Below are 13753 nucleotides of genomic sequence, written 5' to 3' on the forward strand. Positions count from 1 at the left end.
CGCGCGGCCTCTCGGCCCGAAACCAAACCGCCCCGGCGGCATGATGACCCCGGTGGCCGGGTGGGGGTCAAGCCTGGGGCGCCCCCCGCGCGTCCCGGGGGGCCCCCGCCCCTCTTCGTGCTGTCCGCGCTCAGCGCGTCACTTGCGCATGACCTCGGGCTCGTGCCGGCGCAGCAGGCGGGCGACGGCGAAGCCGCAGATCACGCCGAGGGCCAGCAGGACCGCGATGTTGATGCCCCACTGGGAGGCGGTGTGCTCCCACAGCGGGTCGAGGTCGGTCGGGTTCTTCTGGTCCCACGGCGGCATCAGGTGCGCCAGGTCCAGCGTGGTGCCCGCGGCGCCGATGGCCCAGCGGGACGGCATCAGCCAGGCGAACTGCTCCAGGCCGATCTGTCCGTACACCTTGAAGAGGATGCCGGTGAAGACCACCTGGACGATGGCGAACATGACCAGCAGCGGCATCGTCTTCTCGGAGGTCTTCACCAGCGAGGAGATGACGAGGCCGAACATCATCGAGGTGAAGCCGAGCGCGATGACGGAGACGCAGATCTCCGCCGCGGGCGGCATGATCAGGCCCTCCTTCGGGAGGTCCCGGGTGGAGAAGCCGATCGCGCAGATGATCACGCCCTGGATGGCCGTGATGACGCCGAGGACGATGACCTTGGACATCAGGTACGCGGAGCGGGAGAGGCCGGTGGCCCGTTCGCGCTCGTAGATGACCCGTTCCTTGATCAGCTCACGGACCGAGTTCGCGGCGCCGGAGAAGCACATGCCGACCGCGAGGATCAGCATGATGGTTCCTGCGTCGCCGTTGAACCTCGACGGCGGCTTGGGCGGGCCGAGGCCGAAGTCCGCCGGAATCACGACGCTGACCAGGCCGAGCACCGCGGGCAGGATGACCATCAGGCCGAGGAAGCCCTTGTCCGACGCGATGACGGAGACGTACCGCCGGATCAGCGTGATCAGCTGCGCGCCCCAGCCCTGCGGCTTCGGCGGGCGCATCTGCTGCGGGGGCGGCATGTGTACGGACTGGGCGGCGACGGCGTCGATGTCCGCCGCGTACATCTGGTAGTGCTGCGAACCGCGCCAGCGGCCCGCCCAGTCGTAGTCGCGGTAGTTCTCGAAGGCGGAGAAGACGTCGGCCCAGGTGCTGTAGCCGAAGAAGTTGAGGGCTTCCTCCGGCGGACCGAAGTAGGCGACGGAGCCGCCGGGGGCCATCACGAGGAGCTTGTCGCAGATCGCGAGCTCGGCGACCGAGTGGGTCACGACCAGGACGGTGCGGCCGTCGTCGGCGAGGCCGCGCAGCAGCTGCATGACGTCGCGGTCCATGCCCGGGTCGAGGCCCGAGGTCGGCTCGTCGAGGAAGATCAGGGAGGGCTTGGTCAGCAGCTCCAGGGCGACCGAGACGCGCTTGCGCTGGCCGCCGGAGAGGGAGGTGACCTTCTTCTCCTTGTGGATGTCCAGCTTGAGCTCGCCGAGGACCTCGTTGATCCGCTGCTGGCGCTCGGCCTCGCTGGTGTCCGCGGGGAAGCGCAGCTTGGCGGCGTACTTGAGGGCCGTCTTGACGGTCAGTTCCTTGTGCAGGATGTCGTCCTGCGGGACCAGACCGATGCGCTGGCGCAGCTCGGCGAACTGCTTGTACAGGTTCCGGTTGTCGTAGAGGACGTCGCCCTTGTTGGCGGGCCGGTAACCGGTGAGCGCCTTGAGGAGGGTCGACTTTCCGGAGCCGGAGGGGCCGATGACCGCGATGAGGGACTTCTCGGGGACGCCGAAGGAGACGTCCTTGAGGATGTCCTTGCCGCCGTCGACCGTCACCGTGAGGTGGCGGGCGGAGAAGGAGACCTCACCGGTGTCGACGAACTCTTCCAGCCGGTCGCCGACGACGCGGAAGGTGGAGTGGCCGACGCCGACGATGTCGTTGGGGCCCAGCAGCGCCGTGCCCGACTTCTGCATCGGCTGGCCGTTGATGTACGTGCCGTTGTGCGAGCCGAGGTCGCGGATCTCCATGCGGCCGTCGGGCGTCGAGTGGAACTCGGCGTGCAGCCGGGAGACCTGGAGATCGGAGACGACCAGCTCGTTCTCCAGCGCACGGCCGATGCGCATGACCCGGCCCAGTGCCATCTGGTGGAACGTGGTCGGGCTGCGGTCGCCGTACACCGGCGGGGCCCCCGCGGCACCACCGGGCTTGTTGCCCTGCGCGGGCACCTGGGCCTGGGCGGCGGGCTGCTGCTGCCAGCTCGGCTGCTGCTGCCCCTGCTGGGGCTGCGCGGGCCTGCCCTGCTGCGGTGCCTGGTGCGGCGCCTGCTGCTGCCAGCTCGGCTGCTGCTGGGGCGGCGCTCCCTGCGGTGCCTGCTGCTGCCAGCTGGGCTGCTGCGACTGCGGCGCCGCCTGCTGGTGCGAGGGCTGCGGCTGCTGTGCCTGCTGCGGCGCGGCTCCCGCTCCCGCGCCCGTGAGGATCAGCTGCGGTCCGTCGGTGGCGTTGCCCAGGTGCACGTCGGAGCCGGGGCCGATCTCCGTGTGATGGATCCGCTGGCCCTGCACGTACGTGCCGTTGGTGCTGCCGTGGTCTTCGATCACCCAGCTACGGCCGCCCCAGCTGATCGAGGCGTGCCGCCACGACACCCTGGCGTCGTCTATGACCACATCACCCTGGGGATCGCGACCAAGGGTGTACGACCTGGACGAGTCGAGCGTCCAGGTCCTTCCATTCAATTCCAGTACGAGTTCCGGCACTCCATGCCCCACTAGTTGTCCCCCGTAGTTACGCCCGTCACCGGGAGTCTAGGGATGGTGAACATCGTGGGGAACTATTTCAGGCTCCGGCTCGAATCCGAAAGTCGGGCCATGTGAAAAGGGGGTGCGCACGACCGGTACGCGCCCGTTGACTCAGTCGAAACACCCCCGGAGAGTGGTAAGCGCCCATGAGTCCGTATGTCTGCGTACGGATCATGCGCGAGCTGGGCAACTGGGATTTACCGGTACAGATCGGGTGGCCAGATGGATGCGAACGGCCGGGTCGGTGTGCGGTGGGGCGATGTCCTGCTGGCCTCGATTGCCTCTGTGAGCTGGGCTTTGGCGGGAATGGCGGGCGTCGCCGCGCTGGGGCTGCATCTGCTGGGGGCGGACGCCGCCGGGTCGTTACGGGCCCTGACGGCGGCCGTGGTGGTTCTCGCGGTGGGCGGCTCGGTCACCCCCACCGGAAACGTCTCGGCCTTCGGGATCGAGGGCGCCGCGGCACGAACAGCCGTCGATATTGCGCCACTTGGGGTGGGTCTGGTCGGCGCGCTGCTGCTCGCCTTCTTCTTCCTGAGGTCGCTGCGGAGTGCGGGAAAGGTGATACCCGGCACCGAACTGGCGGTGCGCGCCGGTTCGGTGGCGGTGTTGTTCGTCGTCACTCTCGGTGTCATCAGCTGGGCGGGTCACGACGTCATCACGATTGACGGCGGGAAGCTCGGACTCGACCGGATTCCCGGAAACGATCTTCCCGGCGACATCGCGGACAAGCTCCCGGACGCGCTCGGCGGCATCGGCGGACTGCTGCCCGACCGGCTCTCCGATCTGGTGGATGCGAAAGCGACGGTCGGATTCGGTGTAAATACGGGGCCCTCGCTGCTCGGCGGTGCGGTGTGGGTGGTGGGGGTGCTGCTGATCGCGCTGCTCGCCTCGCGCCGCACACCGCTGCCGCAGGGGTGGGACGCGGTGCACCGGGTGCTGCGGCCGGCCGCGTCCGCGCTGGTCGCGGTGTTCCTGGTGGCGGTACTGGCGGGCGTGGTGGCGGCCCTCTACGCCGCGATCGGGGACGACCACCCGGGGCGGGTGCTGGGAGCCGCGCTGCTCGGAGCGCCGAACGGGGTGTGGCTGGCGGTGCCGCTCGGGCTGTTCGTGCCGTGGGAGGGGCACGCGACGGGACAGCTGGTGAACGTGCTGCCCGCGCCCTTCGACGAGCTGCTCTCCGCGACCGCGGACCGGCCGCTGTCGGTGTCCCGGCTCGCCGAGCTGGACGGGCGGGTGTGGCTGCTGGCCGTCGCCGCCGCGCTGCTGATGCTGTACGCCGGTGTGCTCGCGGCGGCCCGGACCCCGCGCGACGGCCTGTCGGTGGCGGCGTACGCGGGGCAGGCCGCGGTGGCGCTGGGCACGGTGACCGGGTTGGGGCTGCCGCTGCTGGTGTGGCTGACGGGGGTGTCGGCGGACGCGTCGCTCTCGGTGCTGGGCTTCGACGCCTTCGGGGCGGGCATCTCGCTGCGCGGGAACGTGGCGATGGCGCTGCTGCTCGGGGTGGTCTGGGGCGCGGCGGCCGGGGCGCTCGGGGCGCTGCTGGCGTGCGCGGCCGGGGCGGACGGCCGCCGGGCGGCGGTGCTGGCGCGGCCGTGGGGCGGGGTGCCGGGGCGCGGGGACCGGACGTATCCGGACCTGGCGTACGTACCGGGTCCGTACAACCCGTCGCCCCGGTACGGGGAGGGCGGGGACGAGGGGACGAACCCGTACTTGCGGGAAGTGGGGGACGGGGGTCGCGGGAGTTCCGGGGCGGGGTCGGGGTCGGGGTCGGGGACGGCTGCCGGGGCGGGGGCGGGTGCCGGGTCCGGGGCCGGTGGTGGTCCGTCGGCTTGGCCGCCCACGGAGCCCGTACCGCGGGACGGGCGGCCCGCGCCGCGGGACGGGTGGCGGTCGGAGCGGACACCACCGCCCGCGGGGTCGCTCGGGTCCGTGCCGCACCGCAGGACGAAGGACGGGAGGCATGCGGCGCCGACGATCACGGGGATGCCCTCGCCGCCGGGAGAGCCGCCGGCGGCTCCGCCGGGGAGTGGGGGGAGGCGGAAGGGCGCTCCCCCTCCGCCGCCCCGGCCCTCGTCCCCGCCGGAGGAGGAGGGGCCTCCGCCGCCGGGGAGGCCGGGCCCGCCGAGGAGGAAGTAGGAGGGGTGGGGGTGCGGTTCGCGCGGGGTGGGGTGGGAAGCGTGCGGGCGGGGGACGCCTGCGGCGGGCGCTCGCCCCTTCCCTGGACCGCCGGCCGCGCGGCCGGTGTTTGCCTGCGGACGCGTGGGTGGCTGCTCGCGCAGTTCCTCGCGCCCCTGAGGGGGCTCGCGGATTGTTTGTCCGGTGGGCGGGACGGTGGGTGAGGGCGGGGCGGGGGGCCGATACGGTGGGGGGACCATGAGCGTATTGCCGAATACCGACGTCCCCACCCTTCTCGTCAAGATCTTCGGGAAGGACCGTCCCGGGATCACCGCCGGGCTCTTCGACACCCTCGCCGCCTACTCCGTCGATGTCGTGGACATCGAGCAGGTCGTCACCCGGGGCCGCATCGTCCTGTGCGTCCTCATCACCGAGCCGACCGTCGCCGCCGCCGGCGAGCTTCGGGCGACCGTGCACAGCTGGGCGGACTCACTCAAGCTCCAGGCCGAGATCATCTCGGGTACGGGCGACAACCGGCCGCGCGGCAGCGGCCGTTCGCACGTCACCGTGCTCGGCCACCCGCTGACCGCCGAGTGCACGGCCGCCATAGCGGCCAGGATCACCGACACCGGCGGCAACATCGACCGTATCTTCCGACTCGCCAAGTACCCGGTCACCGCGGTGGAGTTCGCGGTTTCCGGTGCCGAGACCGAACCTCTGCGGACCGCGCTGGCCACCGAGGCCGCGGAGATCGGCGTCGACGTGGCCGTCGTGTCGGCCGGGCTGCACCGGCGGGCCCAGCGGCTCGTCGTCATGGACGTGGACTCGACGCTCATCCAGGACGAGGTCATCGAGCTGTTCGCCGCGCACGCCGGGTGCGAGGCTCAGGTCGCCGCCGTCACCGAGCAGGCCATGCGCGGGGAGCTGGACTTCGAGCAGTCGCTGCACGCGCGGGTCGCGCTGCTGAAGGGGCTCGACGCCGGGGTCGTGGAGAAGGTGCGCTCCGAGGTGCGGATGACGCCCGGCGCCCGGACCCTGGTGCGGACGCTCAAGCGGCTCGGGTACCAAGTGGGTGTGGTGTCGGGCGGTTTCACCCAGGTCACCGACGCGCTCAAGGAGGAGCTGTCGCTCGACTTCGCCTCCGCCAACACCCTGGAGATCGTCGACGGCAGGCTCACCGGCCGGGTGACCGGCGAGATCGTGGACCGGGCGGGCAAGGCCCGGCTGCTGCGCCGCTTCGCGTCGGAGGCCGGTGTTCCGCTGGATCAGACGGTGGCGATCGGCGACGGCGCCAATGACCTCGACATGCTCAACACGGCCGGTCTCGGCGTGGCGTTCAACGCGAAGCCGGTGGTGCGGCAGGCTGCCGACACCGCGGTGAACGTGCCGTTCCTGGACACCGTCCTCTATCTGCTGGGCATCACGCGCGAAGAGGTCGAGGCCGCGGACGGGGACGCCGTCCATCTGCACTGAGAATGCCGGGCCGGCCGGGAGTCGGCCGCCAGGTACGTCGAAAGGGCCCCGGGAGCCGTTCCCGGGGCCCTGCCCTGTGGTGCTGACGATCGGTGGGACGGGGCGGGCCCGTCAGTCGTGCGGCGCCCAGTAATCGGTCAGCCTGCCCACACCGTGCTCCACCGACTTCCAGGAGCCGGTGAACTCGATCACCGCGTACGTCGCGGTGGGGAAGCCGCCCTTGGTCATCCGGGACAGCGCGTCCGGGTCCGCCTTGCCCGCCAGCGCGTCGGCGACCGCGTGCATTCCGGGGTTGTGGCCGATGACCAGGAGTTCGGCCACCTCGTCGGGCACCTCGTTGAGCAGGGCGAGGATCTCGCCGAGGGAGGCCTCGTACAGCCGGTCCTCGTAGACGGTCCTGGGCCGTTGCGGCATTTCCTGGACGGCCAGCTTCCAGGTCTCCCGGGTCCTGGCGGCGGTCGAGCACAGGGCCAGGTCGAAGGGGATGCCGGTGTCGGCCAGTTTGCGGCCTGCGGTGGCGGCGTCCCGGCGGCCCCGGTCGGCGAGCGGCCGGTCGTGGTCGGACACCTGCGGCCAGTCGGCTTTGGCGTGCCGGAGAAGGACGATCCTGCGGGGTGTATCGACGCTCATGCACTCCAGCTTCGCACGAAATGCACTCCGGGGCCCGGGGTGTTGACGCGCTCCCCCGGCACGGGTGAACGGCGGGCCGGGCGGGTCACAGGGGCAGCAGCGAGAGGATGCGCTCCAGCAGGTAGGCGACGCCCGTGGCGTCCGCCGGGCCGGCCGCGGCACTGGCCCGGCCGGGGCCGGTGACCAGGGTGAGCAGGACGACGAAGGCGGCGACCGGCAGGGCTACGGACCACCACGTCAGACGCCTGCCCGTCTCGGTGGTGCGGTGCGCGGTGTGCGTGGGGGCCGACATGGCCGCCTCCGGGGGTGAGCGGTATCCGAACGGGACACCTCGAACCTACGGAGTGCGGGCGCCCGCGCCCATCCGGTGGACTCCCCACTCGACCCTGATCCCAGCCCCCTAGGGGATGGTGGGGACAACCCCACCCCTGCGGCCCTGCGAAGGTCCGCCGGGCGGGGCCGACCGGGTGCCGGCCGGGCGCCGCGGACCGTACGGGTGCTACGGCGAGGCGAGCGTCGCGATGACGGCGATGATCACGGTGACGGCGAGCATCGCGCCGAGCACGATCAGCAGCTTCTTGTGGCCGTTCGGGGGGTTCGGGTCGAGCACAGGCATGGGGTCAGTCTCGCACCCTTTGTCACGGCCCGTGCCGCCCCTCCCCCGTACTCCCCGTGCTCCCGCCGGGCGGCGCCCCGGTCAGGCGGCGGCTTCGGTCTCGACCGTGCGGTTGCGGCCGGCCAGGACGCCGACCACCATCTGCGGCACCATCAGCGTGGCCATCAGGGCGATCGGCACGCCCCAGCCGCCGGTGGCGTCGTGCAGCATGCCGATGAGCAGCGGGCCCGGGATGGAGATGAGGTAGCCGATGCTCTGTGCGAAGGCGGAGAGCTTGACGACACCCGCGTGGGTCTTGGCGCGCAGCCCGATCATGGTGAGCGCCAGCGGGAACGAGCAGTTGGAGATGCCGAGCAGCAGCGCCCATGCCCAGGCGCCGCCCGCCGGGGCGAGGAAGAGGCCGGCGTAACCGGTCAGTCCGCACAGGCCGAGGACCAGCACCACCGGGCCCTGGTTGGTGAGCCGGGTCGCGACGCGCGGGATGACGAAGGCGAGCGGGATGCCCATCGCCATGGTGAGGGCCAGCAGGATGCCGGACGTGCCGGCGGAGATGCCGGCGTCGCGGAAGATCTGCGGCATCCAGCCCATGGTGATGTACGCGGCGGTGGCCTGGAGGCCGAAGAAGCAGGCCAGCGCCCAGGCGGTGCGGCTGCGGGCCATCGACAGGGCCGGGGCGGCGGTCCTGGCGGGGGCCTCGGCGGCGGATTCGAGGGCCTCGACGTCCGGGGTCTCCTTCTGTGCCCGGGTACCTGCGGCGCGCCGGTCGCGGCCGTGCCGGACGGCCAGCGGCAGCCAGACGCAGAGCGCGAGCACCGCGAGGACGCCCCACACGGCGAGGCCGGTCTGCCAGCTGCCGCCGAGCGCCTTGGTCAGGGGCACGGTGGACAGTGCGGCCAGCGAGGTGCCGATGGCCAGTGCCATCGAGTACAGGCCCGTCATGGTGGAGACCCGGTCCGGGAACCACTGCTTGACGATGGCCGGCAGCAGGATGTTGCTCACGGCTATGCCGACCAGGGCGAGGGCGCTGGCGGCGAGGAAGCCCGCCGTGCCGCCGGCGAAGGGGCGCAGGAACAGACCGAGCCCGATGGCGGCCATGCCCGCGCAGACGATGGTGGCCGGGCCGAAGCGGCGGGCCAGCCGGGGGGCCATGATGCCGAAGATCGCGAAACACACGGACGGTACCGAGGTGAGCAGGCCGGCGACGGTCCCGCTCATGCCGAGCCCCTGGCGGACCTCCGCGAGGAGCGGGCCGAGGCTGGTGATGGCGGGGCGCAGGTTGAGCGCGGCCAGCACCAGTCCGACGACCATGAGCCGCACGAGCCAGACGGAGTACGGGGCCGTCTGCTTCGCGGGGGTGGCGGTGCGGGTCTTCTCGGTGGTCGCGGGCTGCTGTGCGGTGCTGGGCTCGGGGCTCAGGGTCCGGGTTTCGTCGACTGGCATGGAGCCATCATAGAATCATGGGATGATTGGTTGTCCAATCGATCCCGGACAGACCGCACACTCGTAACCGACCGCTTCCTGCCGCGCCCCTACCGACTTCGACTCCGAACGAGGAGCACCATGACGCTGACCTCTCCCCGGCGTTCCGCACTCTCCGACCAGGTGATCAGCGCGCTGCGCAACCAGATCACGTCCGGCGAGTGGCCCGTGGGGTCACGGATTCCGACCGAGCCCGAGCTGGTCGAGCAGCTGGGCGTGGCCCGCAACACGGTCCGCGAGGCGGTGCGCGCGCTCGCGCACAACGGGCTGCTGGACATCCGGCAGGGCTCGGGGACGTACGTACTGGCGACGAGCGAGCTGGCCGGGGTGATGCACCGCCGGTTCGCGGACGCCGATCCGCTGCACATCGCCGAGCTGCGCTCCACGCTGGAGTCCTCGGCCGGACGGCTGGCCGCCCAGCGGCGTACGGACAAGGACGTACGGAACCTGGACGGGCTGCTGGCGCGGCGCGAGGAGGCGTGGGCCTCGGGGAACGCGGAGCAGTTCGTCACCGCGGACGCCTCGCTGCACCTGGCGGTGGTGGCCGCCTCGCACAACGACGTGCTGATCGGGCTCTACGCCGATCTGGGCGATCTGCTGCGGGACTGGCTGCGCGAGGACATCGGGCAGGAGCTGCGGCCCGAGGACCACATGGACCACGCCCGGCTGATCGAGGCGATCCGGGCGGGCGACGCGGAGACGGCCGCCGCCGAGGCCGCCGGGTACTCGCTGAAGTGCCTGGCCGACCGCAGGTGTCTCACGGGCTGAGTTGGGGCCGCACTCGCTCGCGGGGTCCGTGTCCGGCCGCGCTCACGGGGCGGGTGCGGGTCCGGCCGGGGTGTCCGGCCGCGCGCCCGGCGCGGGTGCGGGGCCGGCCGGGGTGCGGGAGTGGGTGACCCAGGCGCTGCCGATCTCCTTCCAGCAGCGTCCGGTCAGCCGCACGGTCTGGGCGGGGCCCACCGCCGTGGCGGCCGAGTCGCCGTCGATGTCCCACCAGCGCACGCATTCGGTGTGCAGCCGGACGTGGTCCGGCTCGGGGTAGGGGTTGTGGCAGTAAGAGACGACCCCCGAGCCCTCCACCGCCGTCCGGCAGGTGGCGCCGAAGGGCCTGCCGGGGTCGGTCGCGGCGGCCCGCGGCGCGGACCCGGCGGGTGCCGCGCCGGGGAGCGCCGCGTAGGAGACGGCCCCCGCGAGGGCGACCGCCAGGACCGAGGAAGCGACCAGCACCGCCCCTCTGCTGCCGTGGCCGGGCATCGCGCTCCACCTCCTCCCCGCACCGGATGAGCGGCCGGGATCGTCCCGGTTCGCTCAGTCTGCGGTGATTTCGTGGGGTTTTCGACTTGAAGGGCTCCTGACGAGCACGTTCCGTCGGAGAGGGTTGACAGGCCGAAAGGCCTGAATACGTTACATGCAACATTGAGCATGTCGCCGACCCTCCGGGAGGACTTCCATGCAACCCACGCGTCCCGTGGACCCCGCACGTCCCTTGGAATGCGATCTGCTGCTGTCGGGCGGCCGGGTGGTCACGGTCGACGGCCGGCGGTCCGTGCACGAGCCGGGCTCGGTGGCGGTCCTCGGCGGCCGGGTGGTGGCGGTCGGTCCGGCCGCCGAGGTCGACGCCCAGTGGCAGGCCCGGCGGACCGTCGGCTGCCGGGGCCGGGCGGTGCTGCCGGGCTTCGTCGACGGGCACTCCCACCTGTTCCAGGCGCTCGCCCGGGGCATGGGCGAAGGGCTCTCCATCTGGCCCTGGCTCTGCGAGTTCATGTGGCCGTACTCGATAGCCGTGGACCCCGAGGACGCCCGGGTGGCGGCCACGCTGGGGGCGGTGGAGGCGCTGCGTTCGGGCATCACCACCGTGATCGACAACCACTACGCGCCGACCGACCCGGAGACCGTCCTGGCCGTCGCGCGGGCCGTCGAGTCGGCCGGGCTGCGCGGCGCCGTCGCCCGCGGCATGCTCGGCCGCAGGACCGCGGTCGCCGAGTCGCGCGGGCTGCCCGACGCGCTGTACCGCTACTCCACGCAGGAGGAGCTGGACATCACCCGCGATTGCATGCAGCGCCGTCCGCCGCGCACCTCGATGGTCGAGGTCTGGCCCGCACCGCTCAATCTGAGTTACGTGGACCAGGACCTGGTCCGGGGCGCGGTGGAGCTGGCCGCCGAGTTCGGCACCCGCTGGCACACGCACTGCTCGGAGGGGGCCAAGGACCCGGCGAGCTACCTCCAGGCGTACGGGGTGCGGCCGGTCGAGTGGCTGGCCAGGGAGGGGCTGCTCGACGAGCGGGCCACCCTGGCGCACGCGATCTGGCTGGACGACGCCGAGGTCAAGCACATCGGCGAGCGCCGGGCCGGAGTCTCCCACAACCCGACGTCCAACGCCTATCTGGCCTCCGGCACGATGCGGCTGCGGGAGCTGCGGGACGCGGGCGCGGTGGTGTCGCTGGGCACCGACGGACCGAGCGCCGGGCACCGGCAGGACATGTTCGAGGTGATGAAGCAGACCCTTTTCGGCCAGCGGCAGCAGCACCTCGACCCGGCCTCCGTCCGCTGCGAGGAGGCACTGGAACTGGCCACCCGCGAGGGCGGCCGGTACGCCGGTACGGGCACCGGCACCCTGAGCGTGGGCGCGCCCGCGGACCTCGTGGTCGTCGCCCTCGACCGGCCGCACCTGCGGCCGGTGCACCGCACGGTCGCCACGCTCGTCTACGCGGCGCGCGGCAGCGACGTGGAGATGACGGTCGTCGACGGGCGGGTGGTGTTCGAGGACGGCCGCTGCGTGCTCGTCGACGAGGCGGCGCTGCTCGAAGAGGCCCAGGAGCGGGCCGAACGCCTGGTCTCCCGGGCCGGGTTCGACGCGCTGCGCGCCTCCTGGCACCACTGACCCTCCGCCGGGCCCGGCCCCGCGACCGGGCCGGGCCGGGCCGGTGCCCGAACGGGGCCCCGTACCTCCGATCCCCCGCCCGATCCGTCCCCGACCCCGACCCCTGTCCCCGATCCCCGACCCCTGTTCCAGACCCCTGTCCCCCGACCCCGACCCCTGTTCCCGATCCCCGTCCCCGACGCTCCGCCCAAGCCTCCCGAAACCCAGCCTCCCGAATCCGCAGACCCCACGGAAAGCCCCCCACGAAGGACCCCGGCTGCCCGTCCGCGGCCTCGTACGTGCGCATACAAGGACCCCCGCCGCCGAGGCGGGTGGAGGGAGAACGCACATGTCCCGCACCACAGATCAGGGCTGTACGGACGACCGGAAGGACGACCGGGACCCGGCCCCGCACGCGCAGGACCCGGTGGAGGCGGTGCCGTCGTTCTGGCGGCTCGCGGTCTACGGGTTCCAGCACGTGCTCGCCTTCTACGCCGGCGCGGTGGTGATGCCGCTGCTGGTCGCGCAGGGCATCGGGCTGCCGGACGAGGACATCGGCCTGCTCGTCAACGCGTCACTGCTGACCTGCGGCATCGCCACGCTGATGCAGGCGGTCGGCTTCAGGGGGGTCGGCATCAAGCTGCCGATCGTGCAGGGCACCTCGACCACGGCGGTGCCCTCACTCGTCTCGGTGGGGCTGGCGGCGGGCGGCGCGAAGGCCGGGATGCCGACGGTGCTGGGGGCGGTGATCGCGGCCGGGCTCGCCCTGTTCGTGATCGCCCCCGTCTTCAGCAAGCTGGTGAGGTTCTTCCCGCCGCTGGTCACCGGCACCATCGTGACGATCGTCGGGATCACGCTGCTCGCGGTGGCCGCCCGGCAGGTGGGCGGTGGCGATCCGAGTGCCCGCACCTTCGGCTCGCCCGCGCAGTTGGGGCTGGCCGCCGTGACGTTCGTGGTCATCCTGCTGCTGCACAAGTTCTCGCGCGGCTTCCTGGCCACCGTGGCGGTGCTGGTGGGGCTGTTCGTCGGCACCACGGTCGCGGCGCTCGCGGGGAAGACCGACTTCTCCCGGATCGGGGACGCGTCGTGGCTGGGGATGGCGGCGCCGCTGCACTACGGCATCCGGTTCGACACCCTCGCGATCCTGGCCGTCTTCATGGTGATGATCATCGTGGCGGTGGAGTCGATCGGGCAGTTCTTCGCGGTCGGCCAGATCGTCGGCCGTGAGGTGGACGGCAAGGGCGTCACCCGGGCGCTGCGGGCGGACGGGCTGGCCACGGCGGTCGCCGGCGCCCTCAACTCCTTCCCCAGCACGGTGTACTCGCAGAACATCGGCCTGATCCGGCTGACCCGGGTGAAGAGCCGGTGGATCATCGCGTCGGCCGGCGTGATCATGATGGTGTTCGGCCTGGTGCCGAAGGTGGGCGCGGTGGTGGCAGCGATGCCGGCCTCGGTGCTCGGCGGCGCGACGATCGTGCTGTTCGCGACGATCGCGGTGGTGGGCATCCAGATCCTGCTCCAGGCGGACCTCACCGACCAGCGGAACACCATCCTGGTGGCCGCCAGCATGGGCATCGGGTTCCTGCCGACCGCGTTCCCGCAGTTCGCGGAGCAGATGCCGAACCGGCAGCTGCATGCACTCTTCGAGAGCGGGATCATCCTCGGCACCGTCACCGCCGTGCTGCTCAACCTGTTCTTCCACCACCTGCGGCTGCCCGGCAGGAAGAAAGCGGCGGTCGAACCCGTTGACCCGCCGGAACATTACATGCAACATGAAGTCTACACGGAGAAGGACCCCGTGTAGA

General features: G+C 72.0%; 11 protein-coding genes. 5 read left to right on the forward strand and 6 right to left on the reverse strand.

Annotation, left to right across the window (positions count from 1 at the left end; genetic code table 11):
• Positions 1–138 precede the first annotated feature (138 nt).
• Positions 139–2745, reverse strand: a complete 2607-nt coding sequence (locus tag ACFYVL_RS37120) for an FHA domain-containing protein (protein WP_389253038.1) — start codon at positions 2743–2745, stop codon at positions 139–141.
• A gap of 252 nt (positions 2746–2997) precedes the next feature.
• Between ACFYVL_RS37120 and ACFYVL_RS37125 the strand changes: the two genes are divergently transcribed.
• Both ACFYVL_RS37125 and serB read left to right on the forward strand, forming a co-directional pair.
• On the forward strand, positions 2998–4911 hold the full coding sequence (locus ACFYVL_RS37125) for a streptophobe family protein (protein WP_389253040.1): 1914 nt from the start codon (positions 2998–3000) through the stop codon (positions 4909–4911).
• 237 nt (positions 4912–5148) lie between these two features.
• The gene (serB, locus tag ACFYVL_RS37130; protein WP_389253042.1) at positions 5149–6363 is read left to right on the forward strand and encodes a phosphoserine phosphatase SerB; all 1215 of its coding nucleotides are present in this window, start codon (positions 5149–5151) and stop codon (positions 6361–6363) included.
• Between the two features lie 111 nt (positions 6364–6474).
• Here the strand turns inward: serB and ACFYVL_RS37135 are convergent, their stop codons facing one another.
• The 4 genes from ACFYVL_RS37135 to ACFYVL_RS37150 all read right to left on the reverse strand — a co-directional run bounded on the left by ACFYVL_RS37135 (position 6475) and on the right by ACFYVL_RS37150 (position 9049).
• Positions 6475–6993, reverse strand: a complete 519-nt coding sequence (locus ACFYVL_RS37135) for a SixA phosphatase family protein (protein WP_389253044.1) — start codon at positions 6991–6993, stop codon at positions 6475–6477.
• Between the two features lie 85 nt (positions 6994–7078).
• Positions 7079–7285 (reverse strand): hypothetical protein, encoded by a 207-nt coding sequence (locus tag ACFYVL_RS37140; protein ID WP_389253046.1) that lies wholly within the window; start codon positions 7283–7285, stop codon positions 7079–7081.
• Between the two features lie 207 nt (positions 7286–7492).
• Positions 7493–7609 carry an SGM_5486 family transporter-associated protein gene (locus tag ACFYVL_RS37145; protein WP_389253049.1) on the reverse strand — a complete coding sequence of 39 codons (117 nt, stop codon included), beginning with the start codon at positions 7607–7609 and terminating at the stop codon, positions 7493–7495.
• 81 nt (positions 7610–7690) lie between these two features.
• The gene (locus tag ACFYVL_RS37150) at positions 7691–9049 is read right to left on the reverse strand and encodes a CynX/NimT family MFS transporter (protein ID WP_389253052.1); all 1359 of its coding nucleotides are present in this window, start codon (positions 9047–9049) and stop codon (positions 7691–7693) included.
• Between the two features lie 120 nt (positions 9050–9169).
• Between ACFYVL_RS37150 and ACFYVL_RS37155 the strand changes: the two genes are divergently transcribed.
• Positions 9170–9856: a FadR/GntR family transcriptional regulator gene (locus ACFYVL_RS37155; RefSeq protein ID WP_389253055.1), complete on the forward strand. Its 687-nt coding sequence runs from the start codon at positions 9170–9172 to the stop codon at positions 9854–9856.
• Positions 9857–9898: 42 nt separating this feature from the next.
• Here ACFYVL_RS37155 and ACFYVL_RS37160 read toward each other — a convergent pair whose 3' ends face one another.
• Entirely contained in the window at positions 9899–10342 is a 444-nt protein-coding gene (locus ACFYVL_RS37160; protein ID WP_389253057.1) for a hypothetical protein, read from the reverse strand.
• 196 nt (positions 10343–10538) lie between these two features.
• On the opposite strand from ACFYVL_RS37160, the gene ACFYVL_RS37165 reads away from it, so the two are divergent.
• Both ACFYVL_RS37165 and ACFYVL_RS37170 read left to right on the forward strand, forming a co-directional pair.
• The gene (locus ACFYVL_RS37165; protein ID WP_389253059.1) at positions 10539–11969 is read left to right on the forward strand and encodes an amidohydrolase family protein; all 1431 of its coding nucleotides are present in this window, start codon (positions 10539–10541) and stop codon (positions 11967–11969) included.
• A gap of 328 nt (positions 11970–12297) precedes the next feature.
• On the forward strand, positions 12298–13752 hold the full coding sequence (locus ACFYVL_RS37170) for a nucleobase:cation symporter-2 family protein (RefSeq protein ID WP_389253061.1): 1455 nt from the start codon (positions 12298–12300) through the stop codon (positions 13750–13752).
• Position 13753 lies beyond the last annotated feature (1 nt).

It is taken from the genome of Streptomyces sp. NPDC004111 (genome assembly GCF_042874215.1).
Lineage (GTDB): Bacteria > Actinomycetota > Actinomycetes > Streptomycetales > Streptomycetaceae > Streptomyces.

Excerpts from the sequence above, each read along its gene's own strand:
- ACFYVL_RS37125 (WP_389253040.1), top strand. The coding sequence starts at position 2,998 with ATGGATGCGAACGGCCGGGTCGGTGTGCGGTGGGGCGATGTCCTGCTG.
- serB (WP_389253042.1), top strand. The coding sequence starts at position 5,149 with ATGAGCGTATTGCCGAATACCGACGTCCCCACCCTTCTCGTCAAGATC.
- ACFYVL_RS37135 (WP_389253044.1), bottom strand. The coding sequence starts at position 6,993 with ATGAGCGTCGATACACCCCGCAGGATCGTCCTTCTCCGGCACGCCAAA.
- ACFYVL_RS37140 (WP_389253046.1), bottom strand. The coding sequence starts at position 7,285 with ATGTCGGCCCCCACGCACACCGCGCACCGCACCACCGAGACGGGCAGG.
- ACFYVL_RS37145 (WP_389253049.1), bottom strand. The coding sequence starts at position 7,609 with ATGCCTGTGCTCGACCCGAACCCCCCGAACGGCCACAAGAAGCTGCTG.
- ACFYVL_RS37150 (WP_389253052.1), bottom strand. The coding sequence starts at position 9,049 with ATGCCAGTCGACGAAACCCGGACCCTGAGCCCCGAGCCCAGCACCGCA.
- ACFYVL_RS37155 (WP_389253055.1), top strand. The coding sequence starts at position 9,170 with ATGACGCTGACCTCTCCCCGGCGTTCCGCACTCTCCGACCAGGTGATC.
- ACFYVL_RS37160 (WP_389253057.1), bottom strand. The coding sequence starts at position 10,342 with ATGCCCGGCCACGGCAGCAGAGGGGCGGTGCTGGTCGCTTCCTCGGTC.
- ACFYVL_RS37165 (WP_389253059.1), top strand. The coding sequence starts at position 10,539 with ATGCAACCCACGCGTCCCGTGGACCCCGCACGTCCCTTGGAATGCGAT.
- ACFYVL_RS37170 (WP_389253061.1), top strand. The coding sequence starts at position 12,298 with ATGTCCCGCACCACAGATCAGGGCTGTACGGACGACCGGAAGGACGAC.